Genomic DNA, 24,780 nt, shown 5'->3' with positions numbered 1-24,780 from the left:
TTCACCCCCGGCCTGAAGGCCGGGGCACTCTCGCAAGATCAGAGGTAGGTGCGGTGCCGCCGCGGCGCCGACGGTCCCCCTTCGCCGGGATCTCAGCCCGCGATCGGGACTCCTGAGATCTCCGCACCAGGGATCTCCTACCCGGGATCTCGGGTACGGATCAGTGGATGTCGTGCTTCAGCCTTTCCTGCGCCTGGGTGGCGATGACCGCGGCCTGGACGCGCCGCTCCACGCCGAGCTTGGCCAGCAGGCGGGAGATGTGGTTCTTGACCGTCTTCTCGGCGAGGTAGAGCCGACGGCCGATCTGGCGGTTGGTGAGTCCCTCGCCGATCAGAGCCAGGATCTCCCGCTCCCGCTCGGTCAGCCCCGGCAGGGCGTCGGGCTCGGGCTCGGGCTCCCGGCCCTGACGCAGCCGGGTCATCAGCCTGGCGGTGGCGCTCGGGTCGAGCAGGGACTGGCCGGCGGCCACGGTACGGACGGCCGAGACCAGACCCGGGCCCTGGATCTGCTTCAGCACATATCCGGAGGCACCGGCCATGATCGAGTCGAGCAGGGCTTCCTCGTCGTCGAACGAGGTCAGCATCAGACAGGACAGTTCCGGCATGCGTGAGCGCAGCTCGCGGCAGACGGTCACACCGTCGCCGTCGGGCAGGCGCACGTCGAGCACGGCCACCTGCGGGCGCAGCGCGGGAACCCGCACGAGGGCCTGCTCCGCCGTGCCCGCCTCACCGACCACGGTGATGTCCGGCTCGTCGTCCAGCAGGTCCCGCACACCGCGCCGCACCACCTCGTGGTCGTCCATGAGGAAGACGCGGATCGGGTCCTCGCCACCGGGGTGCTCGCTGTCCGCCATCGACGGCTCCAGTCCTGTGTCGTCGGTCTCGGGAACCGGAAACCCCCGTGTCTGCGGGGCCGGTTCTCGCCTGTCACGGATCGTGCCTGGTTCCGGGGCCGAACGGCCAGGGCCGACCGGCCCCTTTCGCTCCGGCGCCCACGTTCCCGCAGGTAACCGAGACCGGCCGCCCACCGGGCGCGGAGGCGCCCGGCAGGTGGTGCCGCGATGTGCGGTCGGTCCGGCCTGTGACTCCGCCGTGGCCGGCCGCCTCCGCGCCCGGCCTTCTCCCGGCTCCCGCCCGCGCTCGCGCGGAAGGGCCCACGCGGGAGGGGGCCGTCGCGGAAGGGGGGCCGTCGCGGGAGCCCGAGCGGTCCTGCCGGATCGGGGCCGAGCGGCTCCACGGGCGAGGACGCCCGGGCGTCCGGCTGCGCGGGCGCCCGCACGGACCGCTGCACGGGCGCGTGCACGGACCGCTGCGCGGGCGTGGTGCGCTCCCCCGGCCGGTGTACCGCCGCACGGGCACGGTCACTCGCTGCCGCGCACGATGGCGACGGAGCAGTGGGCGTGGTGCAGCAGTGCCTGGCTGACCGAGCCGAGCAGCAGCCCGGTGAAGCCACCCCGGCCCCGGGCACCGGTCACCACCAGCTGGGCGGACCGGCTCGCCTCGATCAGCGCCGTCCGTGTCGCGCCGTGCACCGTCCTGTGTTCCACCACCACACCCGGATACCGCTCCTGGTAGCCGGCGAGCGCTTCGGACAGCAGGCGCTCCTCTCCGGCGGCGACGGCGCTCGGCGGGTTCGCATAGGGCATCGACGGGTCCTTCGGCGCGGGCATCAGCGCGTTCCACGTGGTCCAGGCGTGCAGCGCCACCAGCGGCGCCTTCCGCAGCTCCGCCTCCGCGAACGCGAAGTCCACCGCCGCCCGGCCCGCCGTGGAGCCGTCGACGCCCAGCACGACGGGGCCCTCCGCACTCGGCTGCTCACGCACGACCAGCACCGGGCACCGGCCGTATGCCGCAAGATGTACGGCCGTCGACCCGACCAGCAGCCCGACGAACCCGCCCATGCCTCGGGACCCGACCACCACCAGCTCGGCCGATCGCGACTGCGTCTCCAGGACCGTCAGCGGCTCACCCGTCACCACGGCATGGCTGACCTCGACCTCCGGTTCCGCGGCGCGCGCACGCTCGACGGCCTCGGCCACATACCGGTCGGCCATGTTCCGGAGTCCGCCCTCGGCCGGCCCCATCGGCGACGGGCCCAGGGGCACGTGCATCGCGGGCCAGATGAACGCGTGCACCACCCGCAGCCCCGCCCCGCGCAAGCGCGCTTCCCGTGCCGCGGCCCCGACTGCGGCGAGGCTCGGCGCCGACCCGTCCACCCCGACTACCACCACACCGCTCACCGTGCCTCCCGCATCCGGTACACCCCTGCTCTCACCCGCCAGAATCCTCCGGCGGCCCCTCGTCTGCATGGGTCTTACGGCGCCGCCGGCAGGGCCGACCGGCACTCCCGCAGCGGCGGCGCACCGTCCGGCCCTGCCGGCGGGCCGCTGCGTCCCGCATATGGCGGTCTTGTCACCGGACAGGTCCGGGCGAGGGGAGGGAAGTTCGCCGAGGAGCCCGGGGCCGGTCGGCCCTGCCCCGCCCGGCCGGGTGTGCGGGAGGCTGAGCCAGGGTCGAGGGCCGGCCGCCCGGGGCGGTGCCGGCACTGGCCGGGCCTGCCGTCCCGCCCGATGGGCTTTCCGGCCGCGTGCCCACGCCGGAGCACATCCGGGGGGCCTCGTGCGGCCCGAGAGCTGCCGTACGCGGGCCACGACGGGTGGCCCCTTCCACAGACCAGCGGAGAAGGGAACCGCCGTGAGGACTTCCAGGGTCGGCGAGGTGATGACCCCCGAGGTCATCCGGGCGTACCGGGAGACGCCGTTCAAGGACGCGGCAGGGCTGCTGGCCCGGCACCGGATCAGCGGTCTGCCGGTGGTGGACGCCGATGACAAGGTCCTCGGCGTGCTCTCCGGGACCGACCTGGTCTGCCGGCAGCCGGCGCGGGCCCGACGGGCCCGCGCCGCCGCTGCCGGGGCCCGCGCCGTGACCGCCGGGCAGCTGATGTCCACACCGGCGATCACCGTGCACCCGGAGCAACACGTCCCGGAGGCCGCGCGGGTGATGGAGCGCCACCGCATCGGACGGTTGCCTGTGGTGGACGAGGAGGACCGTCTGATCGGCATCGCCACTCGCCGTGATCTGCTGCGGGTCTTCCTGCGGACCGACGAGGAGATCCGCCGGGAGATCGTCGACGAGGTCCTGACCAGCGCCCTGTGCCTGCCGCCCCGCAGCGCCGTCGTCTCGGTCCGCAACGGGACGGCCACGTTGGAGGGACGCGTGGAGCGCCGCAGCGACATCCCGGTGGCCGTCCGGCTGAGCTGGCGGGTGGACGGCGTGGTGGGCGTGTTGAGCGGCCTCACGTACCGCGTCGACGACACCCGCCCGTCCGGGAAGCGCCCCTCCCGCCGAACCGCCCATGATCTGCTCCCCGAGCGGTGACCCCCGGCGCACCCCGCACCCCGCACCCCGCACGCCGATTCCGGAGCGCCCGGCGGCCACGCCCGCGCCGGCATCCGCCCGGGGGGCCACCGGCCCGGCGCACGGGCGATCCGGTTGCGCGCCGGTTCTCAGCCGCTTCCCCGCCGGTTGCGGTCCGGTCGTGATCCGGCCGCGGTCCGGTTGCACCGGCGCCGTATCTCCGGCGGGGGCAGCGGCAGTTCGGGGAGCAGCAGGCCGCCGTTGGCGTGGGAGGTGGCGCCCAGGCGCCGGGAGCCGTCCGGGACGCAAGGACAGCACCTGCTCGCGGGGACCGCCCTGCGCATCGAAGAGTTCCTCCGGCCGGTACGACGGGCCGCAGGGTGCCGCAGGACCCGGAAGCGGTACCGGGCGGCCCGGTCATGGGGCCGGGTGGCCCATGTCACGGCACCGGGGGCGGGACCATCCTGGAGGTGGCAGGTCCGTACGCCCCTGACTGGAGGCACCCCTATGAACGCTCCCGCCACGGCCGGAATGCTGCGGGCACTGCCCGCCGAGCACAGGCAGCGCCTGATGCACTCCGCTCGGGAGGTGTCCTTCCCCGAGGGCACCCGCCTCTTCGAGGAGGGCGGCCGCGCCGACCGGTTCTGGGTCATCCGCACCGGCTCGGTCGACCTGGACATGCGTGTGCCCGGCCCGCGTGCCGCCGTCATCGAGACCCTCGGGCACAACGAACTCGTCGGCTGGTCCTGGTTGTACGCCCCCCACTCCTGGCATCTGGGCGCCGAGGCGACCAGCCCTGTGCGCGCGTACGAGTTCGACGCCGTCGCGATCCGCTCGATGTGCCGGGACGACCCGGCCCTCGGCGCGAGCGTCGCCCAGTGGGTGGGCGGCGTCCTCGCCCACCGGCTGCGTTCGACCCGCACCCGGCTGCTGGACCTGTACGCCCCCTGCGGCAGCGGCGGCCGGCATCGGTGACGTGGAGGACGAGCTGCTGCCGCGACGGACGTCGGGCCGGAGCCGGGCGGTGCCCTCTCGACCGGGGGCCGGCGACTACGTTGAAGTCGTCGACACGGGTCGGCGGGCGAGGGAGGCGGAAATGGCCGGCAAGAAGGCGGCGAAGGTGCCGCGCGATACGTACGAGCGGGAGCTGCTCCGCCTGCAGACGGAGCTGGTGAGGCTGCAGGAGTGGGTGCGCTCCGAGGGAGCCCGGCTGGTCGTGGTCTTCGAGGGGCGGGACGCGGCCGGGAAGGGCGGCACCATCAAGCGGGTCACCGAGCACCTCAACCCGCGCGTCGCCCGGATCGCGGCACTGCCCAAGCCCACCGAGCGCGAGCGCACCCAGTGGTACTTCCAGCGGTACGTCGAACACCTCCCGGCCGCCGGGGAGATCGTGCTGTTCGACCGCTCCTGGTACAACCGGGCGGGCGTCGAGCACGTGATGGGCTTCTGCACCGGGAAGGAGCACCAGCTCTTCCTTCGCCAGTGCCCGGTCTTCGAGCGGATGCTGCTGGAGGACGGGATCCTGCTGCGCAAGTACTGGTTCTCCGTGAGCGACGCCGAGCAGCAGGAGCGGTTCCGGCGCCGGCTGGAGGATCCGGTGCGGCGCTGGAAGCTGTCGCCGATGGACCTGGAGTCGATCACCCGCTGGGAGGCGTACTCGCGGGCCAAGGACGAGATGCTGGTGCACACCGACATCGCCGAGGCGCCCTGGTACGTGGTCGAGAGCGACGACAAGCGCCGGGCCCGGCTGAACATGATCGCCCACCTGCTCGCCACCGTGCCCTACCACGAGGTGCCGCCCCCGGTGCTGGAACTTCCGGAGCGGCCCCCGTCAACCGGCTACGAGCGCCCGCCGCGTGATCTGCGGACCTATGTCCCCGATCACGCGGCGAGCCTCTGAGGGCCGGTCATCACGCCTCGTGCGCCTGGTGCGGCACGATCGCGACGGGGCAGGCGGAGTGGTGCAGCACCGTGTGGGCGGTGCGGCCGAGCTGGAGCCCGAGGTGCCCCTCGCGGCGTCTCGCTCCGACGACCAGGAGGTCGGCGCGGTGCGAGGCGTCCACCAGCGCCCGGCGGGCGTGTCCCTCGACGGTGCGCCGACGCACCTCGACGTCCGCGGGGAGGCCCCTCAGCGCCGCTTCGAGCACCTGGACGGCCCGCTCCTCGTACCGGTCGCACCCGTCGCACCCGTCGCACCCGTCGCACCGGCGGGTCGGCATGCCGACCGCCAGGGGATGGCCGCAGGGCTCGTGCGCGGGGCGGCGCCATGCCCGTACGGCCTCCAGCGGCACGCCGCGGCGCCGTGCCTCCTCGGCGGCGAAGCGCACCGCCGAGGATTCCTGTGCGTCCCCGCCGACGCCCACGGCGACCCGCCCGTGGAGCGGCGGCGGCGCCTGGTTGCCGTGGCTGCCGTGGTTGCCGTGGCTGCCGTGGCTGCCGCGCAGCACGATCACCGGGCAGTCGGCGTGGGCGGCGACGGTCAGACTGACCGAGCCGAGCACCGTCCCGGCGACACCGCTGCGGCCGCGGCTGCCCACGACCAGCGCGGAGGCGCTCCGGGCCGCGCGGATCAGGGCGGACCCCGGCTCCTCGAACACCACGTCGGTCGTGACCCGCAGGTCGGGGTGCCGGGCGCTGGCGCGTGCGGCGGCGGCGTCCACCACGTCCCGCGGCAGGGGCGGTTCGGTCGGCCTGCCGATGTCCAGGGCGAGCGCGGCGCCCTCGTACCGGTCCCAGAGGCAGGCGTACACCACCCTCAGCGGCACACCCCGCAGGGCGGCCTCGTCGGCCGCCCAGTCCGCGGCGCGCAGGCTCGGCTCGGAACCGTCGACGCCGACGACCAGCGGCCCGCCGCGGGCTCCCGCGCCGGCCGCGTTCCCGTCCGCCGCGCTTGCGGACGAAGCGTTTCCGTCCGCCGCGTTCCCGTCCACTGCGTTCCCATCCGCCGTGTTCATGGTCTTCGATCCTTCCGAGCGGGCTGTCAGTGAGGTGCCCCGAGTTTCGTAGAGTCCGGTCTCGATCGTCACCGCGAACTGCGCGGCTTGTGCCGCGTCAGGCGACGTCCGCCGCGTCGCGACGCCCGGCACGGCGACTCGCCGCGTTGCCGAATCAACCGAGTAGGCCCGCTGCGAGGCCGATCGGGCGCCGTGCGACGCACCGCACCGGACGCCGCTCCGCGCCGCCGCCGGCGGGCAGACCCTGCCTGACGCGGCACTAGGCCTGAAGGGAGCCGGAACCGGACATCCCGTTCGGGTGCATGGGCGGGGACGTCCGGTCGTCGTCCCGGACGGCGGAGCGGACACCGGTGAGGGTGTAGGCCAGGGCCGCGGCGGCGACGACGGCGAGCAGGGCGAGGCCGGCCGCGTAGGTCCCGTACTCGCCGTACAGCGAGCCCATCACCAGCGGCGGCAGAAAGCCGCCCAGGCCGCCCGCGGCGCCGACCACGCCGGTGACCGAGCCGACCTGGGCAGCCGGGGTCAGCAGGGCCACCAGGGCGAATGCCGCTCCGCTGCCCGCGCCGAGCGCCGCGGCCATGGCGAGGAAGGCGAGGGTGCCGACTGCGGCCAGGGGCGGGGTGAACGACTGCACGACCGCTCCGGCGACGACCACGGCCAGCGAGCCGGCGAGGACCCGGACCGGGCCCAGCCGGTCGGACAGCCAGCCGCCGACCGGGCGCATCGCCACCGCGAGGACCACGAATCCGGCCATCCGGTTCGCCGCGTCGGCCTGGGTGAGCCCGTAGCCGGTCTTGAGGTAGGTGGGCAGGTAGACGGAGAACGCCACGTAGCCGCCGAACGCGACCGCGTACAGCGCGGACGCCTGCCAGGTGATACCCAGCCGCGCGGTCGCGGCCAGTCGGCGGGCCAGCGGCTCGGTGGGCACGGTGCGTCCGGGGGCGTCGCGCAGCAGCAGCGCGGCGGCCGCGGCGTACGCGGCGAGCACCGCGGCGGTGATGAGGAACGGGGTGGCCATGCTGTGCGCGTCGACCAGCCGCACGGTGGTCAGGGCGCTGAGTGCGGTGCCGCCCATTCCGGCGCCGAAGACGCCGATGGCGAGACCACGCCGCTCAGGGGGAAACCAGGCGTTGACGAAGGGTACGCCGACTGCGAAGGCGGTGCCGCCGATGCCGAGGAAGAAGCCGCCGACCAGCAGGGCGGGAAGCGAGGAGTGGCCGGCCACGCCGAGGTAGAGCACCGGCACGATGGTGGTCGCGGACACGATCGGCAGCATCACCTGCCCACCGAACCGGTCCGTCAGGGCCCCCACCGGAATGCGGCCCAGGGAACCGACCACGACCGGCACCGCCACCAGCAGCGACTGCTCGAACGACGACAGGTCGAGGCTGTCCTTGAACCGCGGGCCCAGGGGGCTCAGCAGCGCCCACGCCCAGAAGTTCACGGCGAAACCTGCGGTGGCCAGAGACAGCATCAGCCACGCTTGGCGGGCCACCGGAGCACCCGACGGTGAGCTGTCACCCTCCGACTTGAACGACTGGGCCATGTTGTCCGTCCCTTTCGTGTGCATGCTGGTACGGCGCCACCGGGATCGCCCGCGCACGGCGGGCCCCTTGCCCGCCAGGCCGGCGTCCCGCGACCACTGTCCGTATCGGGGCTCGCAGGCGGCATGGGCCGTCAGTCCCTGTGCCCGGCACCCGAGGGGCCCCGGTTGCCCCGGTTGCCCCGGTTGACCCGGTTGACCCGGGCGGTCGAACACAGCCGCGTGAGGGTGCTGCGTCCGGCCGCCGTGAGCGGCCGGACGCACGACCGAACCGGACGACACGCGCCGTACCCGCTGCGCCTGCGGCGGACGAGACGGGGGAGGACCGCCACAGCAGGCACGCGATGCGGTCGTACAGGCGGATGAACGCCTGCGGATCGATCACGGCCAGCATGCAAGGCCCGGCACACCCGCCTCCCGGGCCGACCGGCCCCGGTACCGGGTCCGTTGGTCCCTGCTGCCACCGGAATCATGGGCCGGGTAGGCCGTCTTCCGGGGACCGCAGGCCCCAGGTGCCGGACGCCGTGCGCCGCTTAGCGTCCTGGCCATGGAGAACGATCAGAACGCACGGCGGCGCGCGTGGCACGACGGCGGCGGCTGGCCGCTGGCGGCCCGCAGGCTGCTCACCCGCCGCGAGGTGTCGGCCGACGGACGCGCGGTGTTCGGCACGGTCGACGGCAGGTGGGAGGGCTTCTACCGGGACCGCTGGGCGCACGACAAGGTGGTGCGCTCCACCCACGGTGTCAACTGCACCGGTTCCTGCTCGTGGATGGTGTACGTCAAGGACGGCATCATCACCTGGGAGCACCAGGCCACCGACTACCCGTCGATCGGCGCGGACTGCCCCGAGTACGAACCGCGCGGCTGCCCCCGCGGCGCCTCGTTCTCCTGGTACACCTACTCGCCGGGCAGGGTCCGCTACCCCTATGTGCGCGGCGCGCTGCTGACGTTGTGGCGCGAGGCCCGCAAGCGGCTCGGCGACCCGGTGGCCGCGTGGGCCGAGATCACGTCAGACCCGGCGAAGGCCCGCGCCTACAAGCGGGCCCGCGGCAAGGGCGGTCTGGTGCGCGCGGACTGGGACGAGGTCAGCGAGCTGATCGCCGCCGCCCAGGTGCACACCGTCAAGGCGTACGGCCCCGATCGTGTCGCCGGCTTCTCCCCGATTCCGGCGATGTCGATGGCGTCGTTCGCGGCCGGTGCCCGGTTCCACTCGCTGATCGGCGGCACCCTGCTGTCGTTCTACGACTGGTACGCCGACCTGCCGATCGCCTCGCCGCAGGTCTTCGGCGACCAGACCGACGTCCCGGAAGCCGCGGACTGGTGGAACGCCGGCTATCTGATCATGTGGGGCTCCAACATCCCCGTCACCCGTACACCGGACGCGCACTTCCTGACCGAGGCCCGCTACAACGGCACCAAGGTCGTCGCGGTCAGCCCCGACTACGCCGACAACGTCAAGCACGCCGACGAGTGGCTGGCGCCGCACCCGGGCACGGACGGCGCGCTGGCCATGGCGATGGGACACGTGATTCTGCGGGAGTTCCTGGTCGACCGCGAAGTGCCGTACTTCCAGGACTACCTGCGCACATTCACCGACGCGCCGTTCCTGGTGACCCTGCGCGAGCACGACCGCGGTCTCGTCCCCGACGGGTTCCTGACCGCGGCCGACCTGGGCGCCCACGAGAAGGCCGCGGGGACCTCGCAGAACACGCAGAGCACGCAGAGCAGGCAGGACACCGAGAGCACGGAGAACGCCGAGAGCACGGAGGCCGAGGAGAACGCGGCGTTCAAGACCGTCCTCCTGGACCGGGCCACCGGCGAGCCGGTGGTCCCCGGCGGCTCGCTCGGCTTCCGGTGGGGGGAGGCCGGGCGAGGCCGCTGGAACCTCGATCTGGGCGGTGTCGTACCCGAGTTGAGCCTGCTGGAGCGGGCGGAGGCCACCGTCGAGATCGCGCTGCCCCGGTTCGACGAGGGCGCCACGGAGGGCGGCTCGGTCCTGATGCGCGGCGTGCCCGTGCGCCGGATCGGCGGACGGCTCGTCACCACCGTCTTCGACCTCATGCTCGCGCAGTACGGGGTGCGGCGGCCCGGTCTTCCCGGCAGCTGGCCGTCGTCGTACGAGGACGCGTCCGAGCCCTGCACACCGGCCTGGCAGGAGGAGATCACCTCTGTCCCGGCCGGTCAGGCGACCCGTATCGCCCGGGAGTTCGCCCGAAACGCCGAGCGCACCAACGGCCGGTCGATGATCGCGCTGGGCGCCGGCACGAATCACTGGTTCCACTCCGACACCATCTACCGCGCGTTCCTGGCGCTGCTGACGATGACCGGCTGCCAGGGCGTCAACGGGGGCGGCTGGGCGCACTACGTCGGGCAGGAGAAGGTCCGCCCGGTCACCGGGCAGCAGCACCTGTCGTTCGCCTTCGACTGGCAGCGGCCCACCCGGCACATGGCCGGCACCTCGTACTGGTATCTGAACTCCGACCAGTGGCGCTACGAGGCGTTCGGGCCCGAGGAGCTGGCCTCACCGCTCGGCAAGGGGCGGTTCGGCGGCAAGGGGTTCGCCGACTGCCTGGCGCAGGCCGTCCGGCTGGGCTGGACGCCGGGCCATCCCGGCTTCAACCGCAACCCGCTCGATCTGGCGGACGAGGCGGCGCGTGCGGGCCGGCCGGTGGCCGAGCACATCGTCGACTCGCTGAAGTCGGGGCGGCTGCGGTTCGCCGCCGAGGACCCCGACGACCCGGCCAACTTCCCCCGTGTACTGACCGTGTGGCGGGCGAACCTCCTGGGCTCCTCCGGCAAGGGCAACGAGTACTTCCTGCGCCATCTGCTGGGCACCGACGCGGCGGTCCGCTCCGAGGAGACCCCGCCCGAGCACCGGCCGAAGGACGTGGTGTGGCGGAAGGAGGCTCCCGAGGGCAAACTGGACCTGCTGGTCTGCATGGACTTCCGGATGACCTCCACCGGCCTGCTGGCCGACGTCGTGCTTCCGGCCGCGACCTGGTACGAGAAGGACGACCTGTCCAGCACGGACATGCACCCCTTCGTACACGCCTTCACCCCGGCCATCGCCCCGCCCTGGCAGGCCCGCACCGACTACGACGCCTTCCTGGCCATCGCCGACCGGTTCAGCGAGCTGGCCGCCGAGCACCTCGGCACCCGCACCGACGTCCTCGCGGTGCCGCTTCTGCACGACACCCCGGACGAACTCGCCCAGCCCGGCGGGGTCGTACGGGACTGGAAGGCGGGCGAGTGCGAACCGGTCCCCGGACGCACCATGCCGAAGCTGGCCGTCGTCGAACGGGACTACGCCGTGATCGGGCAGAAGATGCGGGCCGTCGGTCCGCTGCTGGACACGCTGGGCACCACCACCAAGGGCATCACCGTCCATCCGGACCAGGAGATCGACGACCTCCGTCGCCGCAACGGCACCGTCCGGGACGGTGTGGCCGCCGGGCGGCCCTCGCTCGCCACCGCGTCCCACCTGTGCGAGGCGATCCTCGCGCTGTCCGGCACCACCAACGGGCGTCTGGCCACCGAGGGCTTCCGGGAGCTCCAGCGGAGGACCGGCAGCCGGGGGCTGGTCGAGCTGGCCTCCGAGCGCGAGGCCGAGCGGATCACGTTCGCCGACACCCGCACCCAGCCCCGCTCCGTGATGACGTCGTACGAGTGGTCGGGCTCGGAGACCGGCGGACGGCGCTACTCCCCGTTCGTCATCAACACCGAGCACAGGAAGCCCTGGCACACCCTGACCGGCCGCCAGCACTTCTTCGTCCAGCACGACTGGATGGCCGAACTCGGTGAGCAGCTGCCCGTCTACCGGCCCCCGTTGAACACCTCCCGGCACTACGGTGACGAGCGCCTGGGCGACCCCGGCCGGGCCGAGGTCGCCGTCCGCTATCTGACCCCGCACTCGAAGTGGTCCATCCACTCCAACTACCAGGACAACAAGTACATGCTCGACCTGTCCCGCGGCGGACCCACGATCTGGATGTCCACCGCCGACGCCGGGAGGATCGGCGTCAAGGACAACGAGTGGATCGAGGCGTACAACCGCAACGGCGTCGTCACCGCCCGTGCGGTGGTCACCCACCGCATGCCCGAGGGCACGGTGTACATGTACCACGCCCAGGACCGCAACGTGAACGTCCCCAGGACCGAGGTCAGCGGCAGGCGCGGCGGCATCCACAACTCCCTCACCAGGCTGCTGCTCAAGCCCACCCATCTCGCGGGCGGCTACGCCCAGTTCACCTACGCCTTCAACTACTACGGCCCGACCGGCAACCAGCGCGACGAGGTCACCGTCATCCGCCGCCGCAGCCAGGATGTGGAGTACTGAGATGCGTGTCATGGCCCAGGTCGCGATGGTGATGAACCTCGACAAGTGCATCGGCTGCCATACCTGCTCGGTCACCTGCAAGCAGACGTGGACCAACCGCACCGGTGTCGAGTACGCCTGGTTCAACAACGTCGAGACCAAACCCGGCGTGGGCTACCCGCGCCGCTACGAGGACCAGGAGCGGTGGAAGGGCGGCTGGATGCTCGACAAACGCGGGCGCCTCGTCCTGCGCTCGGGTGGCCGCGTCACGCGCCTGCTGTCCCTGTTCTCCAACCCCGACCTGCCGTCCATCGAGGACTACTACGAGCCGGTCACCTACGACTACGACAACCTCGTGGGCGCCCCCGCCGGCAGGGACATCCCCGTCGCGCGTCCCCGCTCCGTCCTCACCGGCAAGCCCACCGCCATCACCTGGGGCGCCAACTGGGAGGACGGCCTCGGCGGCGCACCCGAGCACGCCGGAGGCGACCCCAACCTCACCGGAGAGTGGGCCCGGAAGGTCAGGTTCGAGTTCGAGCAGACCTTCCTCTTCCACCTGCCCCGCCTGTGCGAGCACTGCCTCAACCCCGCCTGCGTCTCTGCCTGCCCGTCCGGTGCGATGTACAAGCGGGTCGAGGACGGCATCGTCCTGGTCGACCAGGACCGCTGCCGCGGCTGGCGCATGTGCGTCACCGCATGCCCGTACAAGAAGGTGTACGTCAACCACGCCACCGGCAAGGCCGAGAAGTGCACCTTCTGCTTCCCCCGCATCGAGGCCGGCCAGCCCACCGTCTGCTCCGAGACCTGCGTCGGACGCCTTCGGTACCTCGGCCTGCTGCTGTACGACGCCGATCGCGTGGGCGCGGCCGCGGCCACCCCCGGCGAGAAGGACCTCCTCGACGCCCAGCGCGGCGTCTTCCTGGACCCCCGCGACCCCGAAGTCCTGGCTGCGGCAAGGGAGTCGGGCATACCCGAGGACTGGCTCGACGCCGCCCGCCGCTCCCCCGTGCACGACCTGGTCTCCCGCTACCGGGTGGCGCTGCCGCTCCACCCGGAGTACCGCACCCTGCCGATGGTCTGGTATGTACCGCCCCTGTCGCCCGTGCTGGACGCCGTCGACGCGGCCGGCGGCGACCAGGACGACCCCGACCACGTCTTCGCCGCCGTCACCCGGCTGCGCATCCCGCTGGAGTATCTGGCGGAGCTGTTCACGGCGGGGGACGCGGACGCCGTCGCCGGCGTGCTGATGAAACTCACCGCGCTCCGCTCGTACATGCGGGAACGGACCCTCGGCGGGACCGGAGACGACGCGGTGCTCAAGGCCGTCGGCCTCACCACGCGCGAGGCGGAGGACCTGCACCGGCTGCTCGCCGTCGCCAAGTACGCCGACCGCTATGTCGTCCCCGCCGCCCACAAGGAGGACGCCGCCGCACTGACCGCCCTGGAGGGCCGCTGCCCCGTCGGGGCATCCGGCGAGGCCGAGCCCCGCCGGGTCATGCTCGGCATCCCCACCCTGCGTCGCGACACCACTGCCGGAGGACGTCCGTGAACCCGCCGCACTCCCCCGGTGCCGAACGCCTGGAAGGACCCCCGTCGATTCCCGCCCTCATCCGCACCCGCGTCCGGGCAGCCGTACGCCGCCCGGCCCGGCTCACCCCCGCGGAGAAGGCGGACCGGGCGCTGACGCTGCGGCTCCTCTCGCTGCTCCTCCAGTATCCGGACTCCGAACTGACCTCGGCACGCGCGGAGTTGGCCGCCGCCGTGGGGGCCATGCCCGCCACGCCCGCGGCGGAGCGACTGGCCCGGTTCACCGGCTGGTTCACCTCCCAGCGCCCCGAGGCACTCGAACGGCACTACGTCGAGATGTTCGACCTGCGCCGCAAGAGCAGCCTCTACCTCACCTACTACCTGCACGGCGACACCCGCCGCCGGGGCATGGCCCTGCTCACCCTGAACCAGCGCTACCGGGCCGCCGGCTGGGACACCGACGGCGGTGAACTGCCCGACCATCTGCCGGTCGTGCTGGAGTTCGCCGCCCTGGCGGGTCCGGGCGGCGGAGAGGCGCCGCTGCGCCGGCACCGGCGTGGTCTCGAACTGATCCACCGGGCGCTGTCCGAAGCCGGCTCCCCCTACCGGCACGTCCTTGCCGCGCTGCTCACCCTGCTGCCGCCGCCCAGTGCGGCGGACCGCGCGGCGGTGGAGCAGCTCGTCGCCGAGGGGCCGCCGAACGAGGAAGTCGGCCTCGCCCCCTACGGAAGGTACGGGGAAGGGGAGTTCGCTCCTCCGGACGCCTTCGTGCCGCCCATGCAGGCCCCGCCGACCCGACGGCCACCGGCTCCCACCACCCGAACGGAAGGCCCCCGATGAACGCCGTGCACACCCCTCTGGCGGTCTCCTCCGCGAGCGGCGGGGACCTCTTCCTGTGGGTGGCCCTCCCCTACACCTGTCTGGCCGTGTTCGCCGTCGGGCACGTCCGGCGCTACCGGCAGGACCAGTTCGGCTGGACCTCCCGCACCACCCAGCTCCTGGAGCACCGCTGGCTGCGCTGGGGCAGCCCCCTGTTCCACATCGGCGCCTTCCTGGTGATCGCCGGACACATCGCCGGTCTTGCCATCCCCGGTTCGTGGACCGAGTCGGCGGGAATCTCCGAGCACGCGTACCACACCACGGCCGTCTGGGCGGGCTCCGTGGCCGGCGTCGCCATGGTCGCCGGGCTGGGCATGCTGTGCGCCCGGCGCCTGCTGACCCCCCGGATCCGCCTCGGCACCGACCGCAGCGACAAACTCCTCTTTCCCCTGCTGTCCGCCACCGTCCTGCTCGGCATCACCGCCACCGCCGCCCACAACGTCTTCGGCGCCGGATACGACTACCGCTCCACCGTCTCCGTCTGGTTCCGCAGCCTTTTCACCCTCCAGCCGCGGCCCGAGGCCATCGCCGAAGCCCCGCTCCTCTTCCAGTTGCACGCCCTCACCGCCTTCCTGCTCTTCGCCGCCTGGCCTTTCACCCGGCTGGTCCATGTGTGGAGCGCCCCGATCGGATACCTCGCCCGGCCCTACCTGGTCTACCGGCGACGTGCCACCCCGGCAGCGGGACGGACCCGGTCGGCCTCCGGCTCCGGACGAGCCGCATGACGCCGCCGGACCCGCCCCCGGGCGGCGCTCCGATCGACGGGAGGAGGGCCGGGCGGCCGCGGCCGAGGGCCTCACGGGCCCGGCAGGCCCGCTGCCGCCGCTGCCGGTCCGGACCCCGGCACGGCACGGCACGGCACGGCACGGCCTCACGGGCCCGTGTCGCTGCCTGCGCTGCCGTCCCGATACTCCTCCAGCAACCGCAGCCACACCTCGCTGATCGTCGGGTACGGGGGGACCGCGTGCCACAGCCGGTCGATCGGCACCTCCCCGGCCACCGCGATCGTGGCGGAGTGGAGCAGTTCGCCGACGCCCGGGCCGACGAAGGTGGCGCCGAGGACGATCCCCCGGTCGAGATCCACGACGATCCGGGCGCGACCGCGGTAGTCGTCGGCGAACAGGCTCGCGCCGGCCACGGCCGCGAGGTCCTTGTCGACCGCGCGGACCCGGTGCCCGGCGGCGCGGGCCTGCGCCAGTGACAGTCCGACCGCGGCCGCCTCCGGGTCGGTGAACACCACCTGCGGTACGGCGTCGTGGTCGGCCGTCGCCGCGTGGGCGCCCCAGCGGTCGGTCTCCAGCAGCGGGCAGCGCCGGGCGCGGGCCGCGACGGCGGCACCGGCGATCCGGGCCTGGTACTTGCCCTGGTGGGTGAGGAGGGCACGGTGGTTGACGTCTCCGACGGCGTACAGCCAGTCATGGCCGTCCACCCGGCAGCTGTCGTCGACGGACAGCCAGGAGCCGGGCTCCAGACCCACCGTGTCCAGCCCGATGTCGTCGGTGCGCGGGGCCCGGCCCGTGGCGAACAGCACCTCGTCGGCCTCGATCAGCTCGCCGCCGTCGAGGACGACGGTGACCGGTCCGCCCGGGTCGGGCCGGCTGACCGCGACCACACCCGTACCGGTCCGCACGGCAGCCCCGGCCCCGGCCAGCGACGCGGCGATGTGCTCGCCGACGAACGGTTCCATCCGCGGGAGCAGCCCCCGGCCGCGCACCAGCAGGGTCACCTGGGACCCGAGGCCCTGCCAGGCGGTCGCCATCTCGGTACCGACGACCCCGCCGCCCACCACGACGAGCCGCCTCGGCACGGTGCGCGCGCTGGTCGCCTCGCGGCTGGTCCACGCCCGGGCCCCGGCGAGGCCCGGCAGGTCGGGGAGGGCGGCGCGGCTGCCGGTGCACACGGCGACAGCGTGCCGGGCGGTCAGCACATGGTGCTCGCCCTCCGGCCCCTCGACGACGACCCTGCGGGGGCCGTGCAGCCGGCCCCGGCCGCGGTACAGCCGGGCGCCGATCCCGTCGAGCCACGAGACCTGGCCGTCGTCCTTCCAGTGCGAGGTCATCCCGTCGCGGTGGGCGAGGACGGCCTCCGCGTCGAGCGGGCCCCGCACCGCCTGGCGGACACCGGGCACCCGGCGCGCTTCGGAGCCCGCGATCACGGGCCGCAGCAGCGCCTTGCTCGGCATGCACGCCCAGTACGAGCACTCTCCGCCGACGAGTTCGCCCTCCACCACGGCCGTGCTCAGTCCGGCGGCCCGTGTGCGGTCCGCCACGTTCTCGCCGGTCGGCCCGGCCCCCAGCACCACGACGTCGTACTCCACGGCTGCCGTCATAGGGACCAGTGTGGTGGCAGGTGTGGGCGGCGGCCACAGGGGCAGGCGGAATACGGCCGTACCCCGCGCATGTTCTGGCGGGCGTCCCCGGACGACGCAAGGGCGCCGGAGGGACGGGGCCGACCGGACACCCAGGAGAGGTAGCAGGTAATGAGCACTGTCGAGCTCACCAAGGAAAACTTCGATCAGGTCGTCTCCCAGAACGACTTCGTCCTGATCGACTTCTGGGCTTCCTGGTGCGGTCCGTGTCGCCAGTTCGCCCCGGTGTACGAAGGCGCCTCGGAGCGCCATCAGGACCTCGTCTTCGCCAAGGTCGACACGGAGGCCCAGCCGGAGCTGGCGGCGGCGTTCGAGATCCGCTCGATCCCGACGCTGATGATCGTCCGGGAGAACGTCGCGGTGTTCTCCCAGCCGGGCGCACTGCCCGAGCCGGCCCTGGAGGACGTGATCGGCCAGGCGCGCGGGCTGGACATGGACGAGGTGCGCAAGTCCATCGAGGACGCGCAGTAGAACGGGCCCGGCAGGGGCGACCGCCGGGGCGGGGACCCGGTCGCGGGGAGCGGCGCGGACCGGAAGGACGCGTTCCGGCACCGCAGCCCGCGCGGGCGGGGTCCTTTCGCTGCTTCAGCCGGGCTGCCAGTCCCTGACCAGCGCCGTCAGCCCGTAGTCGAGTTCCGAGCCGTCCACCAGCAGCGCCTCCACCGTGCGGGTCCCGGGGTCGATGTCGGCGACGACTCCGTGACCCGCGTAGCGCGGGTAGCCCGACGCACCCCGCTCCCCGGTCGCCTCGACCACGGCCGTGCGGACGGCGCTGTCCTCGACCGCCGCGCCGCCGCGGTCCTCGACATGCTCGGGCACCAGCAGGATCTCAAAGCGCCTCGGGAGAGTCCCCATGCCCCTGACGCTAGCCAGGCCCGGCCCCTCGCGCATGTCCGCGCGGCGGGGCGGGGCCCGGGCCCCGCCGCGCGGCGACGGCGGTCCGCTGAGAACCGGCCCGGTGGGACGGGGGAGGCCGCCGGGTTCCCCGCATCGGACCCGCTCCTGCCGGACCGTGCCGCCCACCCCGCACGAGGGCCGCCTCCCGCGCGGGCTGCCGGGACCGGGCACCGGCACTCCGGACTGGACCCGGCGGCAGCTGGTTGACGGCATACGGTTCCGGATCCGCACCGGCGCCCCCTGGCGGGACGTGCCCGCCGAGTACGGGCCGTGGGGCCGTGTGTACGACCTGTTCCGCCGCCGGCAGCGGGACGGCACCTGGCACCAGATCTTCACCACCCTCCAAACCCGGGCGGATGCGAAGGACCTGATCACCTGGGACATCAACGTCGACTCCACGATCGTGCGAGCCCACCAGCACGCCGCCGGGGTGCGTCATTAGGGGGACCTTCAAAAGGAGCTGCCCGGCGGTGTCGCCGTCGAGCCGGACGACCACGGACTCGGACGCTCGCGCGGCGGCCTGACCACCAAGCTGCACCTGGGTGTCGAGCAGGGGCAAAAGCTCATGTCCCTCGTGATCACCGCCGGGCAGCGCGGGGACTCCCCGCAGTTCGAGGCCGTCCTGGGCCGCATCAGGGTGCCCCGCTTGCGGTCGGGCAGGCCGCGCACCCGACCGAGGCGGGTGCGCGCGGACAAGACGTATGCCTCCCGCAAGAACCGCGCCTAGCTGCGCCGACGTGGCATCCGCTGCACCATCCCGGACAAGGCCGACCAAGCCCGAAACCGCACAAGGCGCGGCACGCGCGGCGGCCGTCCGCCGAAGTGCGATCCCGAGGACTGCAAGGCGAGGCATGCGGTCGAGTGCGGCATCAATCGCCTCACAAGGCACCGCGCCGTGGCCACGAGGTACGACAAGCTCGCGGTCCGCTGCGAGGCGACCGTCCTCGTAGCGGCCATCAACGAGTGGCTGTGACCAGCGCATCAGCCCAGCAGTTGAGTGAGGCGCTCAAGGTCGTCGTGTACGGACTCTTGTTCCTCCGGAGTGAGGCGGACTGCGGTGGCCGCGGCGAGCGCGGACGTCGCGGTGTGATTCTCGCCGAGGCGAGCGGCGACGTCCGCACGCAGCACGAGAAGGCGAAGCAGTTGCACAGGCGTGGGCCGCTCGTCCTGAAGGCGCAGCGCCCGGTCGATGATCTTCGCGGAGCCCGCCGGGTCTTCCTTGGAGTCCGCAAGGAGGGATGCGTGGTGCAGGGCCCGGGCGAAGGTCTCCTTGGGGGCGGGCCGGTGGTGCTGGTCGTCGCTCGTCTGCTGCCCGATGCGGATGCAGTTGCCGCCCGGATCGGTCATGAGGAACTGCCGCACGCCGTGTGACGTGTTCTTCAGCGGCCCGATTCGTGGCAGCCCGCGGTTCGGCACTCTCCCGTACGTCGCCTTCAGTCTGGCCCGAAAGACCTCATGCAGCCCGTCGACGTCATCGGTCTGGACGATGCACGTACTGAACGACTCGGCTGGCTCGTACTGCTTCATCCCGAAGAAGTGGAGCTGTATGCCGCCGCGCTGGACGGCCAGGTACGGATTGGGGCTCTTCTGCTGGAAGGTCACCTCGAACCCAAGGGTCGTATAGAAGTCGAGAACGGGCTGCACGGTCTGGCACGGCAGGATCGGAATGGTCTTCTCACCCATGCCGCCACTCTAGTCAAGATTGAATAGAAGACTGCGGGATATGTCGGCGATCCGCTTAGTACTCCAGCTGTAGATCGTGATCTTCATGTCTGGGATGCGGCTTGCCGCCGGTAGTGACTGGTGCGTGATCGTGCCTGGTGGCGGCGGCGCCAGTCGGACCAGGCAAGGCGGTGGGCCGCGTCGCGGACGGGCCGGACGACGAGCGCGATGAACAGGCGGCAGATCTCGTTGCAGGACAGCGGGATCAAGTCGTCCGGCGTGGGTCGGTGTGCGTGTTCGTCGGCGCGGACGACGGCCAGGAAGGCGTGGGCCGGCATCGCGAGGGTGACCCAGCGGGCCCACGAGGGGTAGCGGCGGACCTGGTGCTCATCCAGCCCGGCCAGCCCCTTCTCACTCTGGAAGGTCTCCTCCACCCGCCATCTGGAACCTGCGACCCTGACCAGGGTGGCCAGGGATGCCGGCGTGGTGGAGTGACAGCGGTAGTGGGCGAGTTCACCGGTGCTGCGGTTGCGGCGGATCAGCAGCTGGTGGCGGCCGGGGGCCGGCTCGGCGAGGTCGATGACGGCCCAGTCGTAGAACCGCTGCCCCTTCGCGCCGCGCCCGGCCGAGAGCTTCTGCCAGGCCCGCTTCGGCACCTTCGCCGCCAGGGCATCCGCGCGGAACTTGCCTGCTCCGGTGGGCACTTCGGCTGAGCAGGCCACCGCGAGGACGTAGCCGATGCCGCGTTCCTGCAGAGCCGTACGGAGTTTCGGGTTGCCGCCGTAGACCTCGTCGCCGGTGACCCAGCCGACGTGGTGTCCGGCATCCAGGAACCGTTCGATCATCGTGCGGGCCAGGTCCGGCTTGGTCGCGAAGGCGGTGTCCTCGCCGAGGCCGGCGGCCCGGCAGCGGTCCGGGTCGCATGTCCAGGAGCGCGGGATGTGCAGTTCCCGGTCCACCGCCGCGTGCCCGCGCATCCCGGCGTAGACCGGGTAGACCGCTGCCTGGGAGTTCTCGATCCGTCCGGCCGTTCCGGTGTACTGGCGCTGGACCCCGACCGTGCGGGTGCCCTTCTTCACGTCGCCGGTCTCGTCGACCACCAGGACCGCGGCCTCGTCATGGAGGTGCTCGACGACATATTCGCGCACGTCGTCACGGACGCCATCGGCATCCCAGACGGCCCGGGACAGTAGATGGTGCATGCCGTGCGGGGCGGCCTCCCCGGCCCACTCCGCGATCGTGTGAGGTCGGACCGGGGCGCCCGGCCGACGTTGCCGTCGGTGGGTTTCCCCGGCCCGCCTCCCGAACCGGACGTGCCCGCTCTCCAGGCATCCGGCTCTCCACAAGCCCTCTCAGACGGCCGTCGCCGTCGTGGTCCCGCTCGGCCAGGGCGAGGGGATCTTGTTCCCGCGATACAAATAGCGGTTGGTCCGCACCTTCGCGCACCTGAACAAGACCACCTCGTTGTCGGCGGGCCACCATCGGCCCGCGCAGTAACGACGGCGCAGACTCTTCCAGTTGGACCGGCGGTGTTTTCGCCGCAGCCACCCGAAGACCTGGCGCCAGGTGAAGGCCGACAGGTACTGGAAGGTCGCGGACGACACCCCGTGCCGGAAGTACGCCGTCCAGCCCCGCAGCACCGGGTTGAGCTGGTGCAGCACGACTGCCAGCGGCAGGTTCGTGTCCTGTCGGCACAGCATCTTGACCTTCTCCTTGACGGCCTGGAGGGCCTTCTTGGAGGGGTAGAGGTAGACGTAGTGCTTCTGTGTCCCTCGTTTGCGGTGACGTTGGAGGCGCCACCCGAGGAAGTCCAGCCCCTCGTCGATATGGGTGATCGCTGTCTTCTCCACCGACAGACGCAGTCCCATCGGGGCGAGTACTTCCGCCACCTGGGTGCGCATGTCCTCGGCCTGCTCGCGAGTCCCGGTCACGGCGATCAGAAAGTCGTCCGCGTACCGGAAGAGCCGGTAGTTGGGGAGATTCTGGCGACGTCGCCGGGCCCGCTGGCCTTGCGTGGAGTTCGGCCCGCCCGGACCGGCCGCGATGAACTCATCGAGGACCGACAGGGCAATGTTGGCCAGCAGCGGCGAGAGGATCCCACCCTGCGGAGTGCCGGTATCGGTGTTCCTGGACTGGCCACCCTCGCCGAGGATGCCCGATTTCAAGAACGCCTTCACCAGGTCAAGGACGCGCCGGTCCCCGACTCGGCGACGCACCCGGCCCATCAGGGCCGTGTGGTCGATCGAGTCGAAGCACGCCTCGATGTCCCCCTCCACCATCCACTCATAGGAGTTCTTGGCGAAGTGGTGTGCCTCGGCGAGCGCGTCGTGAGCCCGGCGCTTCGGGCGGAACCCGTAGGAACACGGGAGGAAATCCGCCTCGAAGATCGGCTCCAGTACCAGCTTCAGGGACGCCTGGACCACCCGGTCCCGCACGGTGGGAATCCCCAGCCGACGGCGCTTGGCCGTCCCCGGTTTTGGGATCATCCGTTCGCGCACGGGAAGCGGTCGGAAGGTGCGGTCCCTCAGATCGGACCGAACCTCGTCGAGGAATGCCTCGACGCCTTGCCCGTCCTCCACGGAACGGGCCGTCTGCCCGTCCACTCCGGCCGAGCGAGCGCCCCTGTTCCTCCTCACCCGAGCCCACGCGACCAGCAGGAACGCAGGATCGGCAACGAGATTGAACAGGTCATCAAACCGGCGATCACGATCGTCGGTCGCCCAACAGTGCAGCTTGGTCTGCATCTCCAGTACCCGGCGCTCGGCCTTGAGCAGCGCGAACTCCAGCGCGTCGGTATTCACCAGCGGCCTCCCGGCATTGCAGCATCCTCCCCGCCGACTTGCTGGCCCCCTTCGCCATGCACGAAGCTTTCCTCCGCTCGGACTACTACGGGGCCTCCGCCCCACCTGCGGCCCTCAGCCGGCAACGGGCCTGCCCTCCTCGCCGGACCGGCTGTCCGGAGCAGAGGGGCGACCGCAGGCGGTTCCCACGTTCACCATGTGCCGATCGGCCAGGTCGGCGTCCCGCTACTACCCCGGCAGCATCACCACGCCTACGCCGCAGACCTTCAGCGTGGCCTCCCCACCGGCAGTTGGAGACCGGCTTCGGAGTTGACCGCCCCTGCGGAAGCGAGCGGTCACGCACTGCACCCCGGGCCCATATCCGCCAGATTTGAGCCCGGTGACAAGACTTACGGGGCTTTACACGGGTTCCTCTTCGTACGCCTTCTGGCCTTGCTTGCCGAACCCGACGCGTCTGGCAGTACCGCGCCGTCCCGGCGTTGTCAGGGCTGCTTCCCATCCTCACCGGCGTTCCCCGGCCCGGACTGCCCTCAGCTTCTACCCGGCCGCTGCGACGGCCCGGCGGCAGAGGTCTCGCACCTCCACTCGGTCACATGGCGCCTCGTGGCGCACCCAGCAGTTCTTGCGCGGCAGGTCCGACAGCAGGCCCAGTACCAGCCGCCCGGCCCGCAGCCGGGGTTCGACCCGGGTGAACCGGCCCGCGATCCGGCCCATGGCCACCTCGAACGCCTCCCGCCAACGGACGGGATCTATGCTGTGACCTGCGGCCACCGTCTCATCGTTACTCCACACAAGTCACGATGATCAACGGTGGCCGCACCCGTCTCCGCACCGGCCCCGACCAGCAAGAGCACGAACTACAGCTGGAGTACTAGCCTGACCAGCAACGATCCAAGACCATCAGACTTTTACGGCAGCTGTAGATAGGTCTGCCGATGCTCGTTGCTGCTGTTCAGCGGCTTGAGGGGGGTGGCTGTGGGCATGAGGACGGCCGCCTTGATCATGACGTGGTGTGACGCAACATCAGAACGAGACGGCCGCTTCGGCCACGGTAGACCACGAAGGCCACGACGCCGCGTTCGGGGGCCTGTTGGCCTCGGCGGCCGACTGCTTCGCCCGCTCCGAGACCCGCCAGACGTTCGAGAGGATGGTCCGGGGCATGCTGATGGAGCTCGAGGACGTCAACTGCTGGAGCCTGGCCGAAGCGATCGGTGAGCGGGGCCCGCACCGCCTGCACCATCTGCTCTCCCGTGCTGTGTGGGACGAGGAGGCGGTGCTGGAGCGTACGGCTGCCTGGGCGGTGGACGTGCTCGACGACGGTGACGGGATCCTGATCGCGGACGAGACAGGAGATGCGAAGTCCTCGACCGACGCGGTGGCCGCGGCCCGCCAGTACTCCGGCTCGGTCGGCGGCGTGGACCTGTGCCAGGTCGCCGTGCACCTCACCTTCGCCACGACCCGGGGCCACTGCCTGATCGGCCGGCGCCTGTACTTCACCCAGGAGTGGGCCGCCGACGAGGAACGCCGCGAGCTGACCGGCGTCCCCGACAAGCTGTGCTTCGCGACCAAGCCACAGCTCGCGGCGGACATGCTCCGCGCCGCCGACCAGCAGGGCATACCCGCCTCGTTCTTCCTGGGCGACGAGGTCTACGGAGGGCGGGAGCTGCGTACCACCTGCCGCGAGCTGGGCCTGGGCTACGTCGTGGGCGTGCGCTCCAACCACCGGGTCACCACCGGCCCCGTGAAGCTGAGCGTAGCCAAGGCCGCCGCCCGGCTGCCGAAACGGGCCTGGCAGCGGATGCGGACCGGCGCGGGCCAGAAGGGCGTACGCGACGACGACTGGGCGATGATCGAGGTCACCGCCGACGACACCCCCAATGGACACGACCCCGACACGGGGACGTCCGTCCTGCTGGTCCGCCGGCACCGCTATACCCGCACCGTGTCCTACTACCGCTGCTTCGCCCCCGGACCGGTGTCACTGGCGCGGCTGGTGTCACTGGTGTGTCGCAGGTGGCGGGTGGAGGACGACTTCCAGGACGCGAAAGAGATCTGCCACCTCGACAAAGGCCAGGTCACCTGCTGGAACTCCTGGCACCGCTGGAGCGTGACCGCCCTGGTCGCCTACGCCTTCCCAGCCGTCACCGCCGCCCTCGAACGCGTGGCCCAGACCGGCCGGAACGACCCCGACGAGGCCGACCTCGTCCCCCTCAGCAGCCACGAACTCCTGCGCCTGCTACGGGCATTGATGCTTCCGCCACCCCGACGAGACCGAGAACACCTGTTGTGGTGGTCCACCTGGCGCCGCCGCCACCAACACCGCGCCCGCCTCTGTCACCGCCGCTGGCACGCGTACGCCGACACCACACCATGATCAGAAAGTCCGGCAGCAGCTATCTACAGCTGCCGTACGTGATCGCCTACACCACGCCACATGACACGACCCAGCGTCCCGCCAGGCGGGAGCAACGGCCGAAC

At 72.0% G+C, this 24,780-nt stretch carries 19 protein-coding genes and 2 pseudogenes; 10 read left to right on the top strand and 11 right to left on the bottom strand.

Features of this window, described 5'->3' with window-relative positions; translation table 11 throughout:
* Positions 1-160: 160 nt before the first annotated feature.
* Positions 161-853 carry a response regulator gene (locus tag SCWH03_RS20330; protein ID WP_173265717.1) on the bottom strand — a complete coding sequence of 231 codons (693 nt, stop codon included), beginning with the start codon at positions 851-853 and terminating at the stop codon, positions 161-163.
* A 507-nt stretch (positions 854-1,360) separates the two neighbouring features.
* Positions 1,361-2,239 carry a universal stress protein gene (locus SCWH03_RS20325; RefSeq protein ID WP_173265716.1) on the bottom strand — a complete coding sequence of 293 codons (879 nt, stop codon included), beginning with the start codon at positions 2,237-2,239 and terminating at the stop codon, positions 1,361-1,363.
* A gap of 454 nt (positions 2,240-2,693) precedes the next feature.
* Between SCWH03_RS20325 and SCWH03_RS20320 the strand changes: the two genes are divergently transcribed.
* Positions 2,694-3,377 (top strand): CBS domain-containing protein, encoded by a 684-nt coding sequence (locus tag SCWH03_RS20320; protein ID WP_254076893.1) that lies wholly within the window; start codon positions 2,694-2,696, stop codon positions 3,375-3,377.
* Between the two features lie 197 nt (positions 3,378-3,574).
* Here SCWH03_RS20320 and SCWH03_RS30100 read toward each other — a convergent pair.
* Positions 3,575-3,725: pseudogene (locus SCWH03_RS30100) on the bottom strand (phosphoketolase family protein); the annotation flags it as partial.
* 138 nt (positions 3,726-3,863) lie between these two features.
* Between SCWH03_RS30100 and SCWH03_RS20315 the strand changes: the two are divergent.
* The gene (locus SCWH03_RS20315) at positions 3,864-4,331 is read left to right on the top strand and encodes a Crp/Fnr family transcriptional regulator (protein ID WP_173265715.1); all 468 of its coding nucleotides are present in this window, start codon (positions 3,864-3,866) and stop codon (positions 4,329-4,331) included.
* A gap of 121 nt (positions 4,332-4,452) precedes the next feature.
* Positions 4,453-5,256 (top strand): polyphosphate kinase 2, encoded by an 804-nt coding sequence (gene ppk2, locus SCWH03_RS20310; protein ID WP_173265714.1) that lies wholly within the window; start codon positions 4,453-4,455, stop codon positions 5,254-5,256.
* 10 nt (positions 5,257-5,266) lie between these two features.
* On the opposite strand, the gene SCWH03_RS20305 is transcribed toward ppk2, so the two are convergent.
* Positions 5,267-6,310: a universal stress protein gene (locus SCWH03_RS20305; RefSeq protein ID WP_173265713.1), complete on the bottom strand. Its 1,044-nt coding sequence runs from the start codon at positions 6,308-6,310 to the stop codon at positions 5,267-5,269.
* 259 nt (positions 6,311-6,569) lie between these two features.
* On the bottom strand, positions 6,570-7,784 hold the full coding sequence (locus SCWH03_RS20300) for an MFS transporter (RefSeq protein WP_254076903.1): 1,215 nt from the start codon (positions 7,782-7,784) through the stop codon (positions 6,570-6,572).
* A gap of 616 nt (positions 7,785-8,400) precedes the next feature.
* On the opposite strand from SCWH03_RS20300, the gene SCWH03_RS20295 reads away from it, so the two are divergent.
* Genes SCWH03_RS20295 through narI form a run of 4 tightly spaced genes read left to right on the top strand, consistent with a single transcriptional unit; the run spans position 8,401 to position 15,299 of the window.
* The gene (locus tag SCWH03_RS20295; RefSeq protein ID WP_173265712.1) at positions 8,401-12,189 is read left to right on the top strand and encodes a nitrate reductase subunit alpha; all 3,789 of its coding nucleotides are present in this window, start codon (positions 8,401-8,403) and stop codon (positions 12,187-12,189) included.
* A gap of 1 nt (position 12,190) precedes the next feature.
* Complete coding sequence (gene narH / locus SCWH03_RS20290) at positions 12,191-13,717, top strand: nitrate reductase subunit beta (protein WP_173265711.1); 1,527 nt, start codon at positions 12,191-12,193, stop codon at positions 13,715-13,717.
* Positions 13,714-14,535, top strand: a complete 822-nt coding sequence (narJ, locus tag SCWH03_RS20285) for a nitrate reductase molybdenum cofactor assembly chaperone (RefSeq protein ID WP_173265710.1) — start codon at positions 13,714-13,716, stop codon at positions 14,533-14,535. The genes narH and narJ overlap by 4 nt, the downstream gene beginning before the upstream one ends.
* Positions 14,532-15,299: a respiratory nitrate reductase subunit gamma gene (gene narI / locus SCWH03_RS20280; protein ID WP_173265709.1), complete on the top strand. Its 768-nt coding sequence runs from the start codon at positions 14,532-14,534 to the stop codon at positions 15,297-15,299. The genes narJ and narI overlap by 4 nt, the downstream gene beginning before the upstream one ends.
* A 146-nt stretch (positions 15,300-15,445) precedes the next feature.
* Here the strand turns inward: narI and SCWH03_RS20275 are convergent, their stop codons facing one another.
* Complete coding sequence (locus SCWH03_RS20275; RefSeq protein WP_173265708.1) at positions 15,446-16,903, bottom strand: dihydrolipoyl dehydrogenase family protein; 1,458 nt, start codon at positions 16,901-16,903, stop codon at positions 15,446-15,448.
* A 150-nt stretch (positions 16,904-17,053) separates the two neighbouring features.
* On the opposite strand from SCWH03_RS20275, the gene trxA reads away from it, so the two are divergent.
* On the top strand, positions 17,054-17,413 hold the full coding sequence (gene trxA, locus SCWH03_RS20270; RefSeq protein ID WP_173265707.1) for a thioredoxin: 360 nt from the start codon (positions 17,054-17,056) through the stop codon (positions 17,411-17,413).
* A 114-nt stretch (positions 17,414-17,527) separates the two neighbouring features.
* Here the strand turns inward: trxA and SCWH03_RS20265 are convergent, their stop codons facing one another.
* Positions 17,528-17,797 (bottom strand): hypothetical protein, encoded by a 270-nt coding sequence (locus SCWH03_RS20265; protein WP_173265706.1) that lies wholly within the window; start codon positions 17,795-17,797, stop codon positions 17,528-17,530.
* 196 nt (positions 17,798-17,993) lie between these two features.
* On the opposite strand from SCWH03_RS20265, the pseudogene SCWH03_RS29945 reads away from it, so the two are divergent.
* Positions 17,994-18,812: pseudogene (locus SCWH03_RS29945) on the top strand (IS5 family transposase).
* An 8-nt stretch (positions 18,813-18,820) separates the two neighbouring features.
* On the opposite strand, the gene SCWH03_RS20255 reads toward SCWH03_RS29945, so the two are convergent.
* The 4 genes from SCWH03_RS20255 to SCWH03_RS30080 all read right to left on the bottom strand — a co-directional run bounded on the left by SCWH03_RS20255 (position 18,821) and on the right by SCWH03_RS30080 (position 23,094).
* The gene (locus SCWH03_RS20255) at positions 18,821-19,522 is read right to left on the bottom strand and encodes a bleomycin resistance protein (RefSeq protein WP_173265705.1); all 702 of its coding nucleotides are present in this window, start codon (positions 19,520-19,522) and stop codon (positions 18,821-18,823) included.
* A gap of 83 nt (positions 19,523-19,605) precedes the next feature.
* A complete protein-coding gene (locus SCWH03_RS20250) occupies positions 19,606-20,847 on the bottom strand; it encodes an IS701 family transposase (protein WP_173265704.1) in 1,242 nt (413 codons plus the stop codon).
* Between the two features lie 6 nt (positions 20,848-20,853).
* Positions 20,854-22,302: a group II intron reverse transcriptase/maturase gene (gene ltrA / locus SCWH03_RS20245; RefSeq protein WP_173265703.1), complete on the bottom strand. Its 1,449-nt coding sequence runs from the start codon at positions 22,300-22,302 to the stop codon at positions 20,854-20,856.
* A gap of 537 nt (positions 22,303-22,839) precedes the next feature.
* Positions 22,840-23,094: a hypothetical protein gene (locus SCWH03_RS30080; RefSeq protein WP_173265655.1), complete on the bottom strand. Its 255-nt coding sequence runs from the start codon at positions 23,092-23,094 to the stop codon at positions 22,840-22,842.
* A 220-nt stretch (positions 23,095-23,314) separates the two neighbouring features.
* On the opposite strand from SCWH03_RS30080, the gene SCWH03_RS20235 reads away from it, so the two are divergent.
* On the top strand, positions 23,315-24,676 hold the full coding sequence (locus SCWH03_RS20235; RefSeq protein ID WP_173265702.1) for an IS701 family transposase: 1,362 nt from the start codon (positions 23,315-23,317) through the stop codon (positions 24,674-24,676).
* Positions 24,677-24,780 lie beyond the last annotated feature (104 nt).

The organism is Streptomyces pacificus, assembly GCF_011766325.1.
Lineage (GTDB): Bacteria > Actinomycetota > Actinomycetes > Streptomycetales > Streptomycetaceae > Streptomyces > Streptomyces pacificus.
The sequence above is the reverse complement of the archived record's forward strand: the minus strand, read 5'-3'. Positions and strand labels throughout refer to the sequence as shown.

Bases quoted from the DNA above. Each gene is read 5' to 3' on its own strand.
- SCWH03_RS20275 (WP_173265708.1), bottom strand. From the start codon at position 16,903: ATGACGGCAGCCGTGGAGTACGACGTCGTGGTGCTGGGGGCCGGGCCG.
- SCWH03_RS20305 (WP_173265713.1), bottom strand. From the start codon at position 6,310: ATGAACACGGCGGATGGGAACGCAGTGGACGGGAACGCGGCGGACGGA.
- ppk2 (WP_173265714.1), top strand. From the start codon at position 4,453: ATGGCCGGCAAGAAGGCGGCGAAGGTGCCGCGCGATACGTACGAGCGG.
- SCWH03_RS20255 (WP_173265705.1), bottom strand. From the start codon at position 19,522: ATGGGTGAGAAGACCATTCCGATCCTGCCGTGCCAGACCGTGCAGCCC.
- SCWH03_RS20330 (WP_173265717.1), bottom strand. From the start codon at position 853: ATGGCGGACAGCGAGCACCCCGGTGGCGAGGACCCGATCCGCGTCTTC.
- SCWH03_RS20300 (WP_254076903.1), bottom strand. From the start codon at position 7,784: ATGCTGTCTCTGGCCACCGCAGGTTTCGCCGTGAACTTCTGGGCGTGG.
- narI (WP_173265709.1), top strand. From the start codon at position 14,532: ATGAACGCCGTGCACACCCCTCTGGCGGTCTCCTCCGCGAGCGGCGGG.
- narH (WP_173265711.1), top strand. From the start codon at position 12,191: ATGCGTGTCATGGCCCAGGTCGCGATGGTGATGAACCTCGACAAGTGC.
- SCWH03_RS20295 (WP_173265712.1), top strand. From the start codon at position 8,401: ATGGAGAACGATCAGAACGCACGGCGGCGCGCGTGGCACGACGGCGGC.
- SCWH03_RS20265 (WP_173265706.1), bottom strand. From the start codon at position 17,797: ATGGGGACTCTCCCGAGGCGCTTTGAGATCCTGCTGGTGCCCGAGCAT.
- SCWH03_RS20315 (WP_173265715.1), top strand. From the start codon at position 3,864: ATGAACGCTCCCGCCACGGCCGGAATGCTGCGGGCACTGCCCGCCGAG.
- trxA (WP_173265707.1), top strand. From the start codon at position 17,054: ATGAGCACTGTCGAGCTCACCAAGGAAAACTTCGATCAGGTCGTCTCC.